Source organism: Lysinibacillus sp. NPDC056185 (genome assembly GCF_047737915.1).
In the GTDB taxonomy this organism is placed as follows: domain Bacteria; phylum Bacillota; class Bacilli; order Bacillales_A; family Planococcaceae; genus Lysinibacillus.
In genome coordinates, this window is record NZ_JBLLLQ010000017.1 from 1 (window position 1) to 18,773 (window position 18,773).

The 18,773-nt window shown below is 33.7% G+C and carries 22 protein-coding genes; 12 read left to right on the forward strand and 10 right to left on the reverse strand.

The window, feature by feature from the left end:
• Positions 1 to 237: 237 nt before the first annotated feature.
• The 6 genes from ACMZ42_RS16080 to ACMZ42_RS16105 form a co-directional block, all read right to left on the reverse strand.
• Positions 238 to 978 carry an ABC transporter ATP-binding protein gene (locus ACMZ42_RS16080; RefSeq protein WP_415732010.1) on the reverse strand — a complete coding sequence of 247 codons (741 nt, stop codon included), beginning with the start codon at positions 976 to 978 and terminating at the stop codon, positions 238 to 240.
• Between the two features lie 126 nt (positions 979 to 1,104).
• A complete protein-coding gene (locus ACMZ42_RS16085) occupies positions 1,105 to 2,094 on the reverse strand; it encodes a sensor histidine kinase (protein WP_415732011.1) in 990 nt (329 codons plus the stop codon).
• Between the two features lie 3 nt (positions 2,095 to 2,097).
• Complete coding sequence (locus ACMZ42_RS16090) at positions 2,098 to 2,805, reverse strand: response regulator (RefSeq protein ID WP_415732012.1); 708 nt, start codon at positions 2,803 to 2,805, stop codon at positions 2,098 to 2,100.
• Between the two features lie 168 nt (positions 2,806 to 2,973).
• Positions 2,974 to 3,813: a D-alanyl-D-alanine carboxypeptidase family protein gene (locus ACMZ42_RS16095; protein WP_415732013.1), complete on the reverse strand. Its 840-nt coding sequence runs from the start codon at positions 3,811 to 3,813 to the stop codon at positions 2,974 to 2,976.
• A 358-nt stretch (positions 3,814 to 4,171) separates the two neighbouring features.
• Positions 4,172 to 5,008 carry an aminoglycoside 6-adenylyltransferase gene (locus tag ACMZ42_RS16100; RefSeq protein WP_415732014.1) on the reverse strand — a complete coding sequence of 279 codons (837 nt, stop codon included), beginning with the start codon at positions 5,006 to 5,008 and terminating at the stop codon, positions 4,172 to 4,174.
• Between the two features lie 226 nt (positions 5,009 to 5,234).
• Complete coding sequence (locus ACMZ42_RS16105) at positions 5,235 to 5,666, reverse strand: GNAT family N-acetyltransferase (RefSeq protein ID WP_415732015.1); 432 nt, start codon at positions 5,664 to 5,666, stop codon at positions 5,235 to 5,237.
• A gap of 209 nt (positions 5,667 to 5,875) precedes the next feature.
• On the opposite strand from ACMZ42_RS16105, the gene ACMZ42_RS16110 reads away from it, so the two are divergent.
• From ACMZ42_RS16110 to ACMZ42_RS16130, 5 genes are read left to right on the forward strand one after another with little or no spacing between them, the layout of a single operon-like run.
• On the forward strand, positions 5,876 to 6,151 hold the full coding sequence (locus ACMZ42_RS16110) for a hypothetical protein (protein ID WP_415732016.1): 276 nt from the start codon (positions 5,876 to 5,878) through the stop codon (positions 6,149 to 6,151).
• Positions 6,152 to 6,172: 21 nt separating this feature from the next.
• Positions 6,173 to 6,397: a transcriptional regulator gene (locus ACMZ42_RS16115; RefSeq protein ID WP_415732017.1), complete on the forward strand. Its 225-nt coding sequence runs from the start codon at positions 6,173 to 6,175 to the stop codon at positions 6,395 to 6,397.
• Positions 6,394 to 7,653, forward strand: a complete 1,260-nt coding sequence (locus tag ACMZ42_RS16120; protein ID WP_415732018.1) for a DNA polymerase thumb domain-containing protein — start codon at positions 6,394 to 6,396, stop codon at positions 7,651 to 7,653. The genes ACMZ42_RS16115 and ACMZ42_RS16120 overlap by 4 nt, the downstream gene beginning before the upstream one ends.
• A 13-nt stretch (positions 7,654 to 7,666) precedes the next feature.
• Positions 7,667 to 7,999 carry a YolD-like family protein gene (locus tag ACMZ42_RS16125; protein WP_415732019.1) on the forward strand — a complete coding sequence of 111 codons (333 nt, stop codon included), beginning with the start codon at positions 7,667 to 7,669 and terminating at the stop codon, positions 7,997 to 7,999.
• Complete coding sequence (locus ACMZ42_RS16130) at positions 7,992 to 8,339, forward strand: aconitate hydratase (RefSeq protein WP_415732020.1); 348 nt, start codon at positions 7,992 to 7,994, stop codon at positions 8,337 to 8,339. The genes ACMZ42_RS16125 and ACMZ42_RS16130 overlap by 8 nt, the downstream gene beginning before the upstream one ends.
• 99 nt (positions 8,340 to 8,438) lie before the next feature.
• On the opposite strand, the gene ACMZ42_RS16135 is transcribed toward ACMZ42_RS16130, so the two are convergent.
• Positions 8,439 to 8,876, reverse strand: coding sequence for a hypothetical protein (locus ACMZ42_RS16135; RefSeq protein WP_415732021.1), 438 nt, complete (start codon positions 8,874 to 8,876; stop codon positions 8,439 to 8,441).
• Positions 8,877 to 9,217: 341 nt separating this feature from the next.
• On the opposite strand from ACMZ42_RS16135, the gene ACMZ42_RS16140 reads away from it, so the two are divergent.
• From ACMZ42_RS16140 to ACMZ42_RS16150, 3 genes are all read left to right on the forward strand, one after another.
• Positions 9,218 to 9,505 (forward strand): aconitate hydratase, encoded by a 288-nt coding sequence (locus ACMZ42_RS16140; RefSeq protein WP_415732022.1) that lies wholly within the window; start codon positions 9,218 to 9,220, stop codon positions 9,503 to 9,505.
• A 93-nt stretch (positions 9,506 to 9,598) separates the two neighbouring features.
• Positions 9,599 to 9,835: a small acid-soluble spore protein Tlp gene (tlp, locus tag ACMZ42_RS16145; RefSeq protein WP_053595505.1), complete on the forward strand. Its 237-nt coding sequence runs from the start codon at positions 9,599 to 9,601 to the stop codon at positions 9,833 to 9,835.
• 613 nt (positions 9,836 to 10,448) lie between these two features.
• Positions 10,449 to 10,712: a hypothetical protein gene (locus ACMZ42_RS16150; protein ID WP_415732023.1), complete on the forward strand. Its 264-nt coding sequence runs from the start codon at positions 10,449 to 10,451 to the stop codon at positions 10,710 to 10,712.
• Positions 10,713 to 11,010: 298 nt separating this feature from the next.
• Here ACMZ42_RS16150 and ACMZ42_RS16155 read toward each other — a convergent pair whose 3' ends face one another.
• A complete protein-coding gene (locus ACMZ42_RS16155; protein ID WP_170938954.1) occupies positions 11,011 to 11,166 on the reverse strand; it encodes a hypothetical protein in 156 nt (51 codons plus the stop codon).
• Positions 11,167 to 11,887: 721 nt separating this feature from the next.
• Between ACMZ42_RS16155 and ACMZ42_RS16160 the strand changes: the two genes are divergently transcribed.
• Both ACMZ42_RS16160 and ACMZ42_RS16165 read left to right on the forward strand, forming a co-directional pair.
• Positions 11,888 to 12,121, forward strand: coding sequence for a hypothetical protein (locus tag ACMZ42_RS16160; RefSeq protein WP_415732024.1), 234 nt, complete (start codon positions 11,888 to 11,890; stop codon positions 12,119 to 12,121).
• Positions 12,122 to 12,383: 262 nt separating this feature from the next.
• Positions 12,384 to 12,680 (forward strand): hypothetical protein, encoded by a 297-nt coding sequence (locus ACMZ42_RS16165; protein WP_370081098.1) that lies wholly within the window; start codon positions 12,384 to 12,386, stop codon positions 12,678 to 12,680.
• 686 nt (positions 12,681 to 13,366) lie between these two features.
• Here ACMZ42_RS16165 and ACMZ42_RS16170 read toward each other — a convergent pair.
• Positions 13,367 to 15,181: a prenyltransferase/squalene oxidase repeat-containing protein gene (locus tag ACMZ42_RS16170; RefSeq protein ID WP_415732025.1), complete on the reverse strand. Its 1,815-nt coding sequence runs from the start codon at positions 15,179 to 15,181 to the stop codon at positions 13,367 to 13,369.
• A 217-nt stretch (positions 15,182 to 15,398) separates the two neighbouring features.
• Between ACMZ42_RS16170 and ACMZ42_RS16175 the strand changes: the two genes are divergently transcribed.
• Positions 15,399 to 15,680 (forward strand): hypothetical protein, encoded by a 282-nt coding sequence (locus ACMZ42_RS16175; protein ID WP_415732026.1) that lies wholly within the window; start codon positions 15,399 to 15,401, stop codon positions 15,678 to 15,680.
• Between the two features lie 257 nt (positions 15,681 to 15,937).
• On the opposite strand, the gene ACMZ42_RS16180 is transcribed toward ACMZ42_RS16175, so the two are convergent.
• The gene (locus tag ACMZ42_RS16180; RefSeq protein WP_415732027.1) at positions 15,938 to 16,834 is read right to left on the reverse strand and encodes a PhzF family phenazine biosynthesis protein; all 897 of its coding nucleotides are present in this window, start codon (positions 16,832 to 16,834) and stop codon (positions 15,938 to 15,940) included.
• A gap of 428 nt (positions 16,835 to 17,262) precedes the next feature.
• Here ACMZ42_RS16180 and speD point away from each other — a divergent pair, with 428 nt between their 5' ends.
• Entirely contained in the window at positions 17,263 to 18,771 is a 1,509-nt protein-coding gene (gene speD / locus ACMZ42_RS16185) for an adenosylmethionine decarboxylase (protein WP_415732028.1), read from the forward strand.
• Positions 18,772 to 18,773: the final 2 nt, after the last annotated feature.

Here is an 18,773-nt window from a genome sequence, read left to right on the forward strand (position 1 = left end):
TTACGCGTACAACGTTTTTTTAAATTTGATTGTTGTTGGGATGGTTATTTTTTTTTTATTTTAAATTTTTAATTTATTAATTGTTTTGTAAAACTAACATTGTTTTTCCGGGTGAAATATTAAGAAAGCATATATGAAAAAAAACATAACTGATAGTGAACTACCTAAAAAGTGGGCAATATATATACGCTTATTTCGAAGTACATTATTAATCGCAAATTGTAGAAAAGTCACTTTTCACCCTCCTAACAAAGATAAAACATCTAGAATCTTTTGATAGAATACTTTGCGGTTATCTCCACAATAAATTTCATTATAAAATTTTCCATCTTTAATAAATATAATACGATCACAATAACTTGCAGCTATTGCATCATGTGTCACAAGCATTATCGTTGTACCTAGCTCATTATTAATTTTCGATAGTTCTTCCATTACTTCTTCTGCAGCTTTTGAATCTAAGTTTCCTGTAGGCTCATCGGCTAGTATTAATTTTGGACTATGGATTATTGCACGAGCAATAGCTACCCGTTGTGCTTGACCACCAGAAATTTCATAAATATATTTATTTAAGATATTTGAAATACCTAGTTTTTCAGCAATAGTTAATACCTCATTATTCATATCTTGAGGATGTACACCATCAAGTGTAAGCGGCAAAATAATATTTTCTTTTACTGTTAATGTAGATAATAAGTTAAATGTTTGATGAACAAAACCTAGCTCCCTTCTTCTAAATAAAGCTAGTTTTTCTTTTGATAATTGATGAGGTTCTTTTCCATTTAAAATGACTTTCCCCGAAGAGGGGGCATCAATAGTTGAAATTGTATTTAATAAAGTTGTTTTTCCACTTCCTGAAGGTCCCATAATACCCACAAACTCACCCTCGTTTACCTTTAGGTTAATATTGGATAGGGCAGTATAAGGTACTTTACTTTTATAAATTTTGTCTAAGTCACATACATTTAGTAATTCCATAAATTTTCACCTTTCTTACATTCTTTTATTTAGCAGTATAATCAATTTCAATATTGACTAGTAGCACATTCACTAACATTTATCTAACAACATTGTAAGAATAAAAAGCCGATAAATGATATCCATTTATCGGCTATAACGAGAAGGAAAAACGACTTGAACTGTCGTTCCTTTTCCTACTTCAGATTCTAATGTAATGTTATGATTTAATTTTTTACATACTTCATGTGTAAGGTATAATCCCATTCCTGTCGATTCCTTAAATTTCCGACCGTTTTCCCCAGTATAAAATGGTTGAAACACTCTTGGTAAATCAGAGGCTACTATACCTACTCCGGAATCTTTTACTTCTAAAATAACCTCACGTTCTCTGCTAAAAGCTGAGATTTTAATATTCTCTTTACTTCCTGCTGAATATTTTATTGCATTAGAAAAAAGTTGATTGAGAATAAATCTAAGCCATTTTTTATCAGTTTCAACTTCCAAATCGGTATTAACTTTTACTTCTGGATAAACATTATTACGGATAAAATAGCGTTTATTTTCATCGATAACTGATTCGATTACTGTCAACAATGATACTCTTTCTACTATGAAATCTTGTTCAAAGGTTTCTAAGCGTGCAACGTATAACGCCATTTCTAAGCCATTTTTTAACCGATCTGTTTCTTCTGCAATACTATCTATTCTTTCATCATCTGCATCCTGTGCTATTAATTCAATGACAGAGAGGGGTGTTTTCATTTGGTGAACCCATTGATTCATAAAATTTAGTTGGTCCTGTTGTTTCTTTTCCCATTTCCTTAATTGATATTGATAATTTCGGTATTGTGCTTCTAGCAAATTTTCTAGTGCTTCTGTTAGTACAGTTAAATCATCGTTCTTTTGCATTTCATTCATTGTTTCTGGTGGATTAGATAAAATCGAATAAAATGAACGATGGCTAAGGTATCGATAAATAAGATATCCAACAAATAAACAAACGCAAAGGAATACAACGTAAAACATAACCCAAATACTAGAAAAACCTTCAAGCCAATAAACTAGAAGGATAATGGATAGTTGAACAATTGTTAAAACAATAAGCGGAATATGTTCTTTTAAAAATATTTTCATTTCTTAATCAATATCCTTTTTCCAAGTAATAATTAAACGATATCCAGCACCACGAATGGTTTCGATTCCATCATTAATACCTAGGGATTGTATTTTTTTTCTGACCCGACCAATATATACACTAAGTGTATTTTCGTCTACATAAGCATGTGTGTCCCAAAGCTGTTCAAAAAGCGCTTCACGTTTAACAAGAAGGGGAGCTTTAATTAATAACATCTCTAATAACACTGTCTCCTTTTTAGTCAGATTAACGACCTTTTCTCCAAAACTGAGCTCCATTCTTTCCGGGAAAAGTGTCAATCCAGATTGCTCTACAACGCGTTCATTTAGTTTAGGTGCATATTCACCATATACTCTCCTCAATTGACTACGAATTTTTGACATCACCACTTCATAATAAAATGGTTTTGTAATGTAGTCATCTGCACCATTATCCATTGCCATTACTTGATCCATCTCTCCATTTCTTGCCGATATAAAAATGATTGGACACGTAGAAACAGTGCGGATTTGACGGCACCAATAGTAGCCATTAAAGCTGGGTAAATTTACATCTAATAAAACTAAATCAGGTTTTATTTTATTGAAATCGTCCAAAATATTATCAAATTCTTCTATAATAATGCTTTCGTATCCATATCTTTTAATATGTGTTGCGAGAAGTTCAGCCATTTTAAAATCATCTTCTACAATCATTATTGTACTACTCATTTACCACACCACTTTCAAAAAGGATTTTTCAAGTACTGATAAATAATAACATACCAACTTTTACACTTTAAGTCTCTTTTACTAATACCTCACTCCAACATCTAAAGTAAAAGGACATACTTACACAAAGTTCCTAGTAAGTATGCCTCTTTTAATAAAAATATAAAATTATTGAAATCCATAGGAAAATAATTTTTTTGTTTCTATAAAACGCTTTGTATCCTCATCAGTTCCAATGATAACAGAAATCAATCTTCTATTATCTATCTTTGCTGTTCCTGTAAAACAATAACCGGCTTCATCTGTAAATCCAGTTTTTAATCCATCGATTCCTTTAAACTGCAATTCAGAAGCATAAAGCATTTTATTTGTTGGGTGAACGCTTGTCCCATTAGTTAAAGTATAAGAAGTTTGTTTTGTTACATCTAATACTTCAGGATAAGTTTTTAACAAGTGCTGTGCAAGCATCGCCAAATCTAAAGCAGACATTTTTGATTCTACATTTTCTGCATTAGGTAGCCCAGTAGCATTAACAAAGTGAGTAGTATCTGTTAAATGTAGTTTCCTTGCTTTCTCATTCATGAGATCTGTAAATGTCTCTTCATCCTTAGTAATATGTTCAGCTAATGCAACAGCAGCATTATTGGCTGATGAAATAACCATTGCATAAAATAAATCTCTTACAGTTAGAAGATCACCAGCCTGTACCTCAATTTTAACCCCTATACTATTTACAGCATTAGGACCAATGATAACTAGATCGTCCCAGTTTAATGTACCATAATGAATTTGCTCTAGTACTAAATACATAGTCATCATTTTTGACATACTTGCTGGGGCAAGAGGTAAATTTTGATTTTTACTATAAAGAATTTCTCCTGATTGAGCATCCATTAGTATTGCTGCACTCGCTTCTATATATGGTTCTTTTATAGAGGAATACTGATAGTAATATGCGAATAATAAGATAGAGATAAATAATAATGAAAATTTCTTTAATAACTGCATTTTAAACTCCTTATGTGCTTGTGATATTACATTTACAAATGTTAAGGTATATCAACTTTTTTCAACTTTTCTGATGTTGAGTTTACCTCATCTATCAAATAGCTCATATTGAAGTATCTTTAATTTACCTAACAAAGATTTTAAGTTTCTGAAAATTACAACAAGAGAGATGGAGGGGACAAATGAATAACATTTTGTTATTAGATGGGGTCATTTAAGGTTCCTTTGATGGGCTTTCGGTACGCCGAGTGCTAGCAGACATATATGTAACTCAATAGGCAAGAAACTACCTAAAAGTCCCGTGAGAAACCTTTTATGGCAAACACCCTTTAAGGGTATACCTTCATAAATATTGAGTTCAATTTTTGGTAATGTATTGTTTCACCTTATTCGCATCTTCAAAAGGGTATTGATATTCGAGAATACTTGCTACTTCAATAGCTACTTGCTCAAACAAGTCAATTGTTTCAAACAACGAATTCCAAACTTGTTCGTAATCTCCACTTGGATATGTTTTCATCAATCTTTCCCAAATTTCGTTATCAAGGTAGCACTTTAAGTACTTACTATTTTTTCCTACACTCAAAGAAAAATTGGTTTCTATACCAACTTTCCACTCAAGCATTGTTAGTAACATTTCTCTTACACTATTTAAGTGATCATAGGCGTAAAGTATTTCTTGTCTCCATAACCCTTTTGCGACATAAGTTGAAACCCACCAAAATTCATTACAACAATCAGCAAAAAATTCAGCAGAAGGCTTTTTTATCCAGTAATATTTATCTGTTGGTTCAGAAAGCTTAGGCATATTCCCATCTTTATCTAATAAAATAACTGTTAATCTATCTTCAGAACAATAAATATCTTTTTCCTCACTCGGAATCAGCATTAAATCAATTCTATTACCATCCTCAAATAGCATTAGATAGGTGAATCTCCCACCCAATTCAGGTGGAAACATTGCCATACCCTCTGGTGTTTGCATTATTATTCTTTTTCCGAAAACATTTACCCAATCAGGATTGATTAGAAACGATTGTAAGTCAGATACAAGATAAACAATGTCATAATCTCTGAAAGTATCTTTAGGCACATTAGAATTTGTTCGAGAACCATTCATTGCAACAGCTCGTACTCTTTCATCTTTCTCAGCAACTCGTAATATCAATTCCATCATTTCTTTTTCTGAACGCATTTTTTCTCCTTCTAAATAATTAATTTCGTAATACCCATTTTTATTAGGAGGTCCTCTAATTAATAATAAGCAACGTTATAAAAAAGGTTCTTTATTGACATCCTAACTTCTCCAATTATTTTAAGATTAAAATTTAATAATGTATAAAAGTTGATTTTCCGATAGCAGCACAAGAAAAAGCGACCATCATAATGAAGAATCGCATCCGTTTCTTGAAGAGGAAGTATTATAATTTAAGTAATAAAACCTTTTTCTCATAGTTGTCTAAGCACCATTGATACTTCTTTAATATATGATTGTTAATTTGTTTTCCCTCATAGTCAAATTCTTCAAAACCAAATTTCCCATAAAAACACTTTAACTCTTCAAATGGTAGACAGTAGATTTCTTTTAAATTACTTTTTTTAGCTTCTTTTACTAAGTAATCTACTAACTCATTTGCAAGCGATAGTCCTCTGAACTCATCTAATATACATATACCGCCAATTTCAGCTTCTTCTCCATTAAGATAAACAATTCTACCTACGCCTGCATATTTATCTTTATATGTAACTATTGCAATTGTTTCTCTTTCTAAATTACTTGGCACAAAACCTATTTTCTGATACTGTTCATTTACCCATTGGAGTTCATTTTTAGTTGCTAATTTTATTCCCATTTTATTTCTCCTCCCTAATTCCATAAATCAAGTATAACAAAGAAAAATTATTAACCTAAACAAACCACTCTGTTAATTCAATAAGAATTAAACAACTTTATTATCTCTGCACACATTTGAGTACCTGGGTTTTTTTTGTTTCCAAAAATTTAATATTGCTAAAAAGAGAACGTTTGTTCTAAAATGTATACAAACAAACGTTCTTACATATGATAGGTAAAGAGGAAAATCATTGTGCCAATAAAAAATATCATAATACACAGCTATTATTTGGAGTAGGAGATATTTCAATTCAAATTGGATATAAAAGGTTTATAAGTCCAGGTGCCATTCAATTTGTGGAAGTTGAACCGTTATCAGGAGGCACATCCGCAGAAATTGAAACTAATGAAAAGATGAAAATTGATGAAGCTCCAGTTACATTTATTTTTAATCAAATCGAAAGTCTATATAAAGTGATTAGCCAACATTTAATAAAATTTTGAGAGATAGTGGGAGGAACTAAGGTGAGAGAGCAACTGATTAAAGCTATGCAACGCAATCAATTAGTGAACATTATGTATGTAGCGAAAGATGGTTCCGTAACAAAAAGGCGTGTAAAAGTCATTAAAATTGTTGGTGATTTATTTCAAGCATTTTGTTTTACAAGATGTGCAAAAAAACGTACTTTTTTGATCAGTAATGTTCTAGTCGTTATTCCTTTTGTTAGTAAGGGGCGCGAAGTTATATGAATTATGAGGGTATGCCAAATAGACCTATTATGTGTATCGATATGAAATGCTTTTACGCCAGCATCGTAGCGATGTTACATGGGCTAGATGTTTTAAAAACTCCAGTTGCAGTAGTAGCAAATTTTGACCAACCAGGTAGCGTAGTGCTTGCTGCATCCCCCTTAATGAAAGAAAAATTTAGTATCAAAACTGGTAGTCGTCGTTATGAAATACCTAAACATCCTGACATTAGATTGTTTGAGCCTAAAATGAGTTTCTTTATTCAAATGTCGATGACGATTACAAAATTGATCTCTAATTACGTCCCAGTTGATGCTATACATGTGTATAGTGTAGACGAAAGTTTTGTTGATTTAACCGGCACTGAAAAGCTTTGGGGTTCACCTGAAGAAACGGCTAAGGAAATACAAAGGGCTATTCTTGACCAATTTAATATACCTAGTGCAGTAGGGATGGGACCCAATATGTTAATAGCCAAATTAGCTTTAGACCTTGAAGCAAAGAAAACAGGCTTTGCTAAATGGACGTATGATGATATTCCAAAGAAATTATGGCCAGTTAGACCCCTTTCTGAAATGTGGGGAATCGGTAAACAGATGGAAGCAAATCTAAATGCTATGGGGATACAAACAGTCGGTGGCTTGGCTAATGCAGATCTAAAAGAATTAGAAAAGCGCTTTGGTGTAATGGGCAATCAACTCTATTACCATGCATGGGGAATCGATTTATCCACATTAGGGGAGCCGTTAATAACAAACGGAGCTTTAAGTTTTGGGAAGGGCCAAATGCTGATGAGGGATTATCACACACGGAAAGAAATCTCTGTAGTGCTCCTAGAAATGTGCGAAGACGTAATGAAACGCACACGTGATGCAGGGTTTGTTGGCCGTACAATCAGCTTAGGTCTTTCCTACAGTCATAATGCCATGACCAAAGGGTTCCATCGGTCTAAAACAATTGCAGTGCCCACAAGTGAAACTCTTGTGATGTATAAAACCTGTATTGAATTACTGGATGAACACTTTGCAGGAGAGCCAGCTCGTCAATTATCTGTACGAATAACGAACCTTGAAAGAGAGCATAGTGTCCAATTAGATTTATTTGACGAACGTAAACCACAACGTCAAATCATAGGACCTACTATGGATGCCATACGCAATCGGTTTGGAGCAACATCAATATTAAGGGCAGTTTCTTATACAAAAGCTGGTACAGCTATTAATCGAGATCGCTTAGTTGGTGGTCATTTGGCATAGGAGTGATTTATTAATGATACAAGACAGAGGTAATATTAAATGGGCATCGATGATGTTGCCGGAGCATTTAGAGCTTCTTAGAGAGTACAAACAAGAGCGCATAGAACAGTTTAGAGAATTGACTGAGTGGGAACTGGAAGAACTACAAAAAACAATCGATCAAGCTTTTAATCGGCAATTGGACATAAAATTAGAAGTGTGGAAGGACTACAAAATCACACAATGGACTGGAATAATTAAATCGATTAATACTAATGTACTCATACTTGAAACACTACTTAAAACGAAAAGTATTCCAATCCAAGGTATCCAATCAGCCCAACTGGATGCTGATTATTATGATTAAAGCCGACGAAAGACAGTTACTTCATAAGTATCTTTTGTTAGAGCTAGCAGTTAAATCATTACAGGTTGATTATTGTAAATTAGAGCAGTTTAAAATGAAAACGGTATTTCTTCCAATGATGGATTCATTGCTAAAGGATCTAAGACAAGAATATTTTAACCTCAAACGAGAACTTGCACAAAAACGTATAAGAGTAGTAGGTTGGCAACCAGTAGATGAATACTTTAGTGACGTGCAAGTTGCCACTACAGGTAATGATGTAGTACTCCGTTATGCAAATCAAGCTCTTAAATCACAAGTGGAAAAGCTGTTGATTAATCATATTAGAAACAACAAATGACAGGTAATAGGCCTGTTTTTTATTAGGCTGTTTTCCCATAGATCTAAAGTTGAGTCGACTAATTTGATTGAAATTGATTTAATAAATTTATTTACAAAATTAATCTTCGTATTGAAGGTCTATATCTCTTTTAGCTTGCATTTCTTGTTCCACATCTTTTTTTAAATATAAAACATAATCCATAACAAAATGTAAATCTACCTGCCCTTTATTGTATGCCGATTCCAGAGCTTCATAATTTTTAGCGACCAAGTAATAAAATAGGTCATCTTTGTTTATTCCTTGAATTTCAGCAATTTCTATCATACTTTTCTCTTCCCGCATTTGGAAATATTTATTCTCAGTAAGATTGAAAAAATTTGCTAAAGATTTGAAATCTGTTTTGTAATTAAAAACAACTGTCCCTTCATCTTTTTTTTCTATGTGTGAAGGATTTTCAATGTTTTCCGAAGTTTGGGATTTTGCAGAAATTGAATTGTACAAAAAAATGGAAATCAAAAACATAACGACTATTGAAGGGTATAGAATTTTCTTCATGTTTACACTCCTTAATTACTATAAATTTTTATTTCAACATAACTTATTATGTTCCAGAAATATTGATTAAAATCCGAGTAAGGAAAATGCTAACAGATATAATCAATTTTGAGAGTTTTGAAAACAAATGACAAAACCTAGCTAAATAATAAGGGCTAGTTACAGGAACTGATACAATCAAAAAGGAATTGTTACTAGAGACGGATGTAGGATTCAAGACGCAAAGATGGTGGACGTTGATGATTAATGGTGAGGATCGTAGTGTTTTGTATGAGTTTATAAAATTAGATATGGCTATCAGGTCATTACAACAAGACTATTCATAGCTCGAAAAGTTAAAAATGTCCAAAATCTACATCCATATTGTAGACGATTTATTAAAAGATATAAGACATGATTTCTACAATAAAAGGCGAGTTCTGGCTAAGAAAAATATTGCCGTTGTAAAATGGGTCAAAATTGATGAATATTTCAGCGATGTAATCATCAAAACAGCAGGTGAAGATGAAGTGCTACGTTATGCCAATCAAGCTCTAAAAGCACAGGTAGAGGAGCTCATTCATAGCCGTTTGAATAAATGTGTGAAGAATATCAAATTTGCATGCAAGGAATCTTTTGCATTTGAGTGATCAGCACCGTTCATTCTTCTTAGTAAAAATTAGTACACATAGGAACAACTAAATTAGCCAACCTAAATTTATGTCAAATTTCAGGAGGTTACCATGGCTAATTCAAGACACTCAAAACCAGATGATAGATCCAATAACGTTGAACGAATCCGTGATATCGTTAAAAACACTGAAGAAAAACTTCATGAAGCGGAAATTAGTTTGGAGTTTGCAGACCCTATGCAAAGTGAAATGATTAAAGAAAAAAATAAGCGGCGTCAAAAGTCAATTGAAGGATTAAAAGAAGAAATGAAAGATGAAATGGCGGCTCGTAAAAAAGGAGAAGTGTAGAATTGGAGACTAAGAAGAGGAACTAACCTTATCTCCATTCTTTTTAATGATAAAAAAGTGCTTGCCTATAAAAGCAGATGGCTTAGAAGTTCTGTAATGGACCTCTACATAGTCATCTGCTTTTATTATGAGGTTGTAAATGACTTATTACAGCCCGTTTTACTACCTCTTTTTTGGGAGGTATAGCTGCAGATGACGGTGGGGGACAGGAATGTTCCCAATCAGTTTAAACTTACCTGTTCGAACCTAACTGAAATGGGAGAGCATTCGAGAGAAATTGAGCATCAAAGAGTTTCATTTCAAATAAAAAGGTATTGATGTTAATGTGGAAATATGAAACAAATAGGTAATTTTATTGAAAATTCTATGAAGTGCTTTTCGTATGCAGGATAGGAAAGGAGATCAAGATAAATGAAAATTACCATGCGATATGGGGTAGACGCTCCATTTTTTTAAAATTTTACGTCAATAATCGACAATTGATTGGTCTCATTGCAAAACTTTGTAAATTAATAGTGCATATTGTTACTACCTTGTGAATATAATAGCCACATGCAATTTAAGCTTTTAATTGATTTATTAAGGAATTAGGATGAAACGAAGGAGTGTGAAATTGTCGATTTCAAATCCTCAATACGCATTTTTAGAGGTTGATTTTCATAATCCTAATTTAACTCAAGCAGAACTGAAGGTTGAGAATATTTCAGAAGGGGTACGGAAAAATAATGAACTCGTAGGAAATACAAAAATAACATTGAAAATAATACCATCTAATGTATATATAAAATTAAACTGGATAATAGGATTGCTCTTATTGATACCAATAGATATTTATTGTATTACGGCTTTGGTGGTATCTGAATTCTTATCAAAATAAAAAGTTAAAACCACCATTATAAGGGTTAACCCGATGAGTACGATAGATCGTTTACTCTGAATAACCAACAACTGTAAGCTAAAGCACCGTTGTCTTAGGTTATTCTTAAGATCGAATGCGAAAGCGAGACAGTGTGTCATGAAGGAAAAAAGTAAGTGGTAATCAGCCCGGAATTATTTCCGGTTTTTTTGTACTTTAAGAAATCGAAAGAGACGGATCTAGGTGATGTTTACACAATAAGAAAATCCCCAATACACACCTTTTTCTAAGGTGAATATTGGGAGTTAGTTTATCACTATTAACGTTTATTTTCATTTTGAATACTACTGAAATCTACTTCTTCAGCGAACTCTTCTCTGTTTTCATTTTTACGTTCTCTGTTAGCATTTTGATTTTGATTCTGCTGTTTTTTGTTGTCTTGAGTTTTATTATTTTTATGTTTATTATTACCCATGATCATCTCACCTCCACCATTAGTGTGAGAGGAAGATGATTTTTTATCCGCATAACTTACAATTAATTAATGAAATATATGTGATGAAACAAAAGGTATGGATATAGTAACATTTTCACCTCCACTTTCTGAGAACGCAGCCGGTAATGTTAATTCACTTGTTAGTGGTTACTTGTCTCTTCTTAGAAAGTTCCGTTTATTCTTAGATTCTGATGGAACTGCAGATCCATCTGCGCTCAAGCAGAAAAAGACTTTTAATCGTGTATATACTCGTAGAAGAAAATGGATGTTGATGTTCCTTATCCATCGATCGAGCGGGTTGAGTTTTATCTTGTAAAGTGGGACGGCCTTGAGATCTACCACCTGCAGGAGGATGCACTTAATAAACTGTTCTTTAAGCTATGCCCGAAGAATACAGACGTTATCGATATTCTTTTGAAGACATCAACGCTTAACGATTTTTATAGTACGAACATTTTCTCAATCTATCCTGTAGCTAAGCATATTTACAGATGCGAGACTTAAGGCCGGTGATGTTACCCTGGTAGGAGATGTCCAGTATGTAACTATAGGTAATACAGGGAAGAATTTTTACTCCTTTGCCTCAAAGTATTGTAGCCATCACAATCCACTCGATTATCCGATTTACGATAGCTACGTAGATGAGGTGCTTCGCTATTTTAGAAATCGTGATAGCTTCTCAGATTTTCAGGATGGCGATTTGAAGGACTATGTTAAATTCAAAGGTGTACGTGAGCTCTTAAAAAAGGACACAATCACTGTTGAAGAAAGAGTGCAAATAACAGAGCAGATGATGATAACTATTACAGATCGTATTTCAGCAAAGGATACTGAAAACAAAGATTTTCTCAATGGAATAATTAAGTACGGAGGAGTTCCTATCATAGGAGGCGCTCTTGTATTGGAGGTTGTAATCTTAGGTGTTAGGTACTAAGATTCCGGCTTTGAAAAATTGTAGTAGATATGTTTCCGCATACCTGTTAAAACAATAAAAAATGGTTGACCTGTTCCCTATAACCAAGAGATTAATAATGGCAACTAAAGTCGTAGAAGTGGTTGGAGTTAGTTTAATAATAAAGAAATGATAAAAGAACGGATTCCCAGTAGTAGATTTTTTTGTTACACAAAGGATTGAAGATATTTTCGAAGAAATTATATAATGAAGCATGTGTTAAAATTTTTTATGGAGGCGGACTATGAAGACGGAAATGATTATAACCGTAGTTTTAATTATAGGAATGGTAATCTTAATAGAAAAAATATACGACAAAATTAATATAGAAAATTATTCTCCTATTTGGGAGTATTTTTCTAAAGCAATTCTCTATGGGTTTATTGCTAGCATTACATTACTCTATGGAAAGGAAACGCTAAGAGATGTTAATCCACTAGAATGGGCCATCATTGCAGTTTCAGCAATAGAAGGAACAGGGAACTATATTAATTATGTAAAAGAATCAAAAAGAAGAAAAGAAGAAAAAAGAAAGACTTGAGGTAATCAAACTTAGATACATAATGAAATAATTCTTCAACTTAATAGAGTCGCTGATCAAAAAGGGATTGATGCTCTTTTTGTAAGTGAAAGTAGAAAATACAGTAAGTTGGTATTTCGCTAAAGTAGAGCAGAGTCATTTTTTAATTTAATTTAACCCACCAGCACCCATATGTTGCCACATACACTCCGCACATGTAGAGTGTGTCTCGCAACTTATTTTAAAAGAAGGCAACTAACCATGGTTAGTTGCCCTGCTATAAAGTGTTTCGATTTACCACAAACCTCCCCTAACAATACCCCACATCCTTCTTCGGTGAGCTGAGTTTAGAGGATCAACTCCACAATTCATAAGCCAGTGTGCTGCATTATCTCTCTGATCTCTTGTTATAGGTACTCCACAGCAGTCAGATAGACGATCAACAAGACCATATGCACCTGCGGGACTTCTTAACTGATGATAGTTGCATGATCTAAGAGCTCCACATACACGACCGAAACAATGAGGGTTTCTAATTCTTTGTCGGAAAACACGCATTAAATTAGGATCAATATTGCCCATTGACAAAAACCTCCTTTCAAATAAAAGTAAATTACAGAAAAGATAGGAACAATATAGTATATGAGATGAAAAAGGAGGGGGGGTAGATAGATTAACTATTTTTTTTAAAAAACTCCAATAATGAACTAATTGTATTTTTTTAGGTAATGGCTCAATGTAACCAAAGGCCATACGTATTGATAGCTGTGATAGTGTATATAAAAGTGTCCTGGTAAACCTGCACCTGTAGGATAAGTGGTCCGACTAGTTTCTGTATTTTGCCATTCTAAAATTCTAATAATTCCTTCTGTGATTTCTTTTGTAGGAAACTCAGAGATAGAAATTAATGCATCAACCGCCCAACAAGTTTGTACTAGTGTAGAATAGAGTAAAGGAATATATTCTCTATGAAAATCACTCTGGCATGATTCACCCCAGCCTCCGTCAGATTGTCTTATATTTAACAACCAATCTGTTGCTTTCTGAATAGTTGGATGATCAGATGAAACCCCAACTGCCTTTAAGCCTGTGACAGCGGCCCATGTACCATAAATGTAAGATATCCCCCAACGTCCGTACCATGAACCATCATTAGTTTGATTCTTTATTAGCCATTTTACACTGTTCATTACACGAGGATGCTGCATAGTCAAATTTAAATGATTCCCTAGAAATTCCAATGTCCTGCCAGTGAGGTCAGCAGCAGAAGGATCTATAGCAGTGTCTTCAAAACTCTGTATGGGGAAAAGCCATTTAATGTATGAAGGACTATTTTTTTTAAATGCTCCCCAGCCTCCGTCATTGTTTTGCATGTTTAATAACCAATTAACTCCCGAATTCCAGGCCATACGAAATTCAGAATGACTACATGTGAAATTAGATAGTGCCCTTAATGCCGCTTGTGTATCATCAACATCAGGATTAATGGAGTTGCTTTCTGAAAAACCCCATCCTTTATTATAGTGTTTGTGTTGTAATTCCATTAAGAAGTTCGAAGCTAATTGGATAGCTGGATCCTTAATGATAAGACCCGATTCTTGTAAGGAATAAGAAATTAGCGCAGTGTCCCAAACAGTCGAAGGGGAGTTTTGAATATGAAAAACATCTCCTTTTTCGTATAAAAAAGATCTAATACCTCCAATAGCATTTTGAATAATAGGAGAAGATTTTTTATAACCTAGAGAAAGTAGTGCATAAATCATAAGAAATGTAGAACTTGCGTAACTATATAATGTCCCATCCTTTTCAATGCAATTCAATATATGTTGTTCAGCTTTTAGCCTCGTAGATTCTTTATAAGTAGGCAATATCTTTTTAAATAAACTAAACCATCTTTTTTTCTTTTTAAGTGAATTATATTTCTTTTGAGATAAAAATAAATGCTGTAAATCAGGCGTCCATTTATAAGTAACTACAAATTTATCGTGTCCTAATATTAAGATAGGAAGAAAGTGTGCTTGTACGTATGAGCTAAAATGAAAAAAATTAAATGTTAGAAACTTTGGTATATTCATGATGCTAAGTGGGATAGGAAATAGTCTTGGCCAAGGGTATAAGTTGGTAATAGCTAGTAAACACTTAGTAGAAATATGACTTTTTTCAAGTCCTCCATTCTCCACAATAAATTGTTCACTTAATTTCATCGACGGATCATCTTTATTCAAATGTCCAGAAAATAAAAGAGCTGTATATGCTTCAATTGTTGCAGATAAATTTCCTTTTTCATCATCATAAAGCTTCCAAGCACCGTTATTTTGCTGTTGCTGAAGTAGACGTGCAACAAGTTTCTTTATAAGATTCTCATCATCATAATCTAATACTCTTAACATGATAATCATATTTGCATCGGTCGTTGGGCCATTTTCAAAACAATATCTCCAAGAACCATCATTATATTGATCTTGCTTCAGATTTTTAATGATTTGTTGTATTTTTTGGTTAATCTCATTTATTAGATTCATTTAAGTTTTTACCACCTCTCCTGTTGTATTTGTAAAAATGAATTGCAATTAAGATATTTTATGATGAGAGTTATAAAGGTAAATAGACAGGTGCGGAGAATTGAGGAGGGGGAGAGTTGGAATTACATAAATTACCCAGAATTCTATTTTTAATGAGATTAGCTCATATAAACTAATAATCTATCTTATCTATAACGGGGGTGGCATTTCACTTGAAATGAGTGATTCTTTAAATATTAAACATATAACCTTAATTATGTATGTAGATGGTAAAGAAGTATTTAGCGAAATGTTATTAATGCAATTACAATTAATAGTACTTTTGACAAAGGAGATGTCATCTGGTTGGTTGTTTCACCTTTTGAAACGGGGGAAAGCCGGAGATAACGTCAAAGGCTTACCTATTACTACAATAAGCGTCTCTTTTCTTCTTCAACGCTACCATGAGAACTTACCAAATAGGGGAACACTTTATTTATTGAATAAAAATATTATGTAAACTATTAGAAGGAACTTGAAGATTTGATATGAAGTGGAATAATTCAATTAGAACATCCAAAAGAGTATGTAATCCTTACATATGACGTTGGCATTTTTTCTTTAAATAGCCGATTGTCAAAACAGTCTATCTGCACTGACAATTATATGTGTAGGCACCATCAGTAAAAGGGAGAACAGAAAAAAATCACCCATGTCATAAAGAGTGATTTTTGAAAATCATACCTATAAAAAAGTCTCAAATTTAAGCTGCTATGTTTAGATAGTTAAAATACCTCGAATTGTGATGGTAGCAGCTCCTGCAACTTTGATGACTGGTTTTAATTCATTCGGAATAACAGTCACATAAAGCGTTCCAGGTCTTCCAATCGCATCTCCTTGAGCGATTTTAAGATGTGTTATGTCACCTTGAGGAATAACGCCTTCTAAATAGAAGAAGCCCGCTAATGCACCATTTGCTGCACCAGTTACAGGATCCTCTGGTATGCCAATCCCTGGTGCAAAATCTCTTGTATATAGTTCATATTCTTGCAAATTAGTAAAAGTATAAAGATGTGTCGTACTGATATTATGTTCTTTATTATGTTTTGCTAACGCTGCTAAGTCTGGCACTGCATTGTCGATATCGATTTGATCTTTTATTGGAACGAGTAAATGCCAGACACCAGTATTCGCTAGTTTGATTGGATAGGTTAAATCAATGCTTTTGGAATTGACGCCGATTAGTCGACTAAGCTCTTCCACATCAATATCGATATCTTGTGTTTTTGGCGTTACTTGCGTCATTTCCACATCGATAACTTTTCCGTTTTCCTTATGCCATACAACCGGTACTCTACCGATATTCGTTTCTAGCACTATACCTTCCTTTTTCTCAGCAAGACCAAACTCAGTCGCCACAAGCCATGTTAACCCAACAGTTGCATGTCCGCAAAAGTTGATTTCTTCAGTGGGAGTAAAGTATTTTACTTTATAATCAATATCTTCATTATTTGAAGGTAGTAAAAATACAGACTCTGATAAATTTAGTTCTTTTGCGATACTTTGCATCTCATTTTCGGATAATTTTTCAGCATCTAGCACGACGCCAGCTATATTACCTCCAAATTTTTCTGTTGTAAATGCATCCACATGATAAACTCTAATATCTCTCATCTTATTAACCCCTTTCTAACTTTTATTGTTCCCCCCATACTAATACACTTAATGAAACCCTCATTTAGATTGGATAGATACTGTAAACCATACCATAATACAACATTTTAAGGGAATATCACACTATAAAAGAGATGATTTACTAAAACTTGCGAAATTTTCATATCTATTATATAGTAAAAAGACTATTTTAAAAAAGGGTGAACTTTTTGTTAATTGTAGAATTCTAATCTGAATCAACGTTATAGCTTATTTTGTCGAACAAACCACCTATTTAAGGGTGTTATTTGTTGTGCAAAAAAGCAAGATTAGAATTAGTTAGCTTCGTATAAACGTTTAGCGCGACTAGTTTTAGTCGCGCTTTTTCTATTCGTTGATTTAGACAATTTTAATTTTTTTCTTATTAAAATTGAGAGGACGAATCTACAATGCAAAAACAATTACAACAAATTACAGCTGATATGCAGCTTGAAGAACACTATCATACATTAGAAAAAGCTCTACTTGCTTTATATTTCCACGAAAATTGTACAACTAAATCTTTAGCTCATACGACAGACTTACCAATACCTATCGTTTCAGCAATGAAGAAAGAATTTGCCAAGCAAGGTTGGGGTAAACATAGCTTAACAAAAAAGGGCCAGCTCGCTATCTCACAATATTTTCAACTCTCAGGTGCGGATGCTAAACTGTATCTTCAGTTAACGACAGATGATGCATTTCGTACAGAATGGATCACACAAAATATTAGCGAATTAAGCACTATTTATGAAGCTAGACCTTCTGCTGACGTGGCAATCGATCAAGCAAAATGTACAGTTGAGACAGCCTTAAAACGTGCATTGCTCGCACTTGACTATACGATGCTACTCAATAAGCGTATTTTGTGTTTAGGTGATGATGATTTCATCAGTGTTGCATTAGCGTTTTTACTAAAGAAAATTGCTCCAAACTCTACCACTAAAATTGTTGTGTTAGATATTGATAGACGATTTTTATGTACGATTAGCAAAATAGCTAAGGACTATGAGCTTCCGATTAAAACAGATTATTATAACGTTCAGGAGCCTTTGCCTAAAACATACGCCCACCAGTTTGATTGCGTATACACAGACACACCGTATACCTTGACTGGCGCACAGCTTTTTTTATCACGTGCGATTAACGCATTAAAGCCTGAAGCAATGCGACATGTGTTTTTTTCCTATGCTAAACGTAGCTACCAAAAGCAGTGGCAACTACAGCAAAGCTTATATGCTATGGGCTTCGTGATTGGCAGTATCCAATACGACTTAAACACCTATGAAGGTGCGCAGATTTTAGGTGCTACAAGCCAATTATTCGTATTACAAACAACAGAGCAAATGACTCCTTATATTCCTAATCAGCGTAAATTTACGCGACCCATTTACACAGGAGAAATAGAGAGAAAATCCGTCGTTTATCAGTGTAGCCATTGTCAGCACGCCCTTACAGTCGGAGCTGGCTATCAATACAGCACGATTGCTCAACTTCAAGCCAGTGGTTGCCCAGATTGCAAAAATAACAAGTTTTCACAAATGAAGAGAACAGTACAAAAATCACAATCCAAGCATGCATTAGGGCATCATATTTTATTAGAGTTGCACGATTGCAATGACGCATTACTCAATGACGTGCAACAAATTAAAAAGATTATGTGTCAAGCCGCTCATAAAGCAAAGGCAACGATTGTAACCGAACATTTCCATCATTTTTCACCGTATGGGGTTAGCGGTGTAGTCATTATTCAAGAATCACATTTAACGATTCATACGTGGCCGGAGTACGGTTATGCGGCAATAGATGTTTTCACGTGTAACAGTAAATTAGCTCTACAAGACGCTGTTCAATATATTACTGAGCAATTTAATGCAGGGAATGCCACACAACATTACTTGCATCGAGGTAGACCATAAAA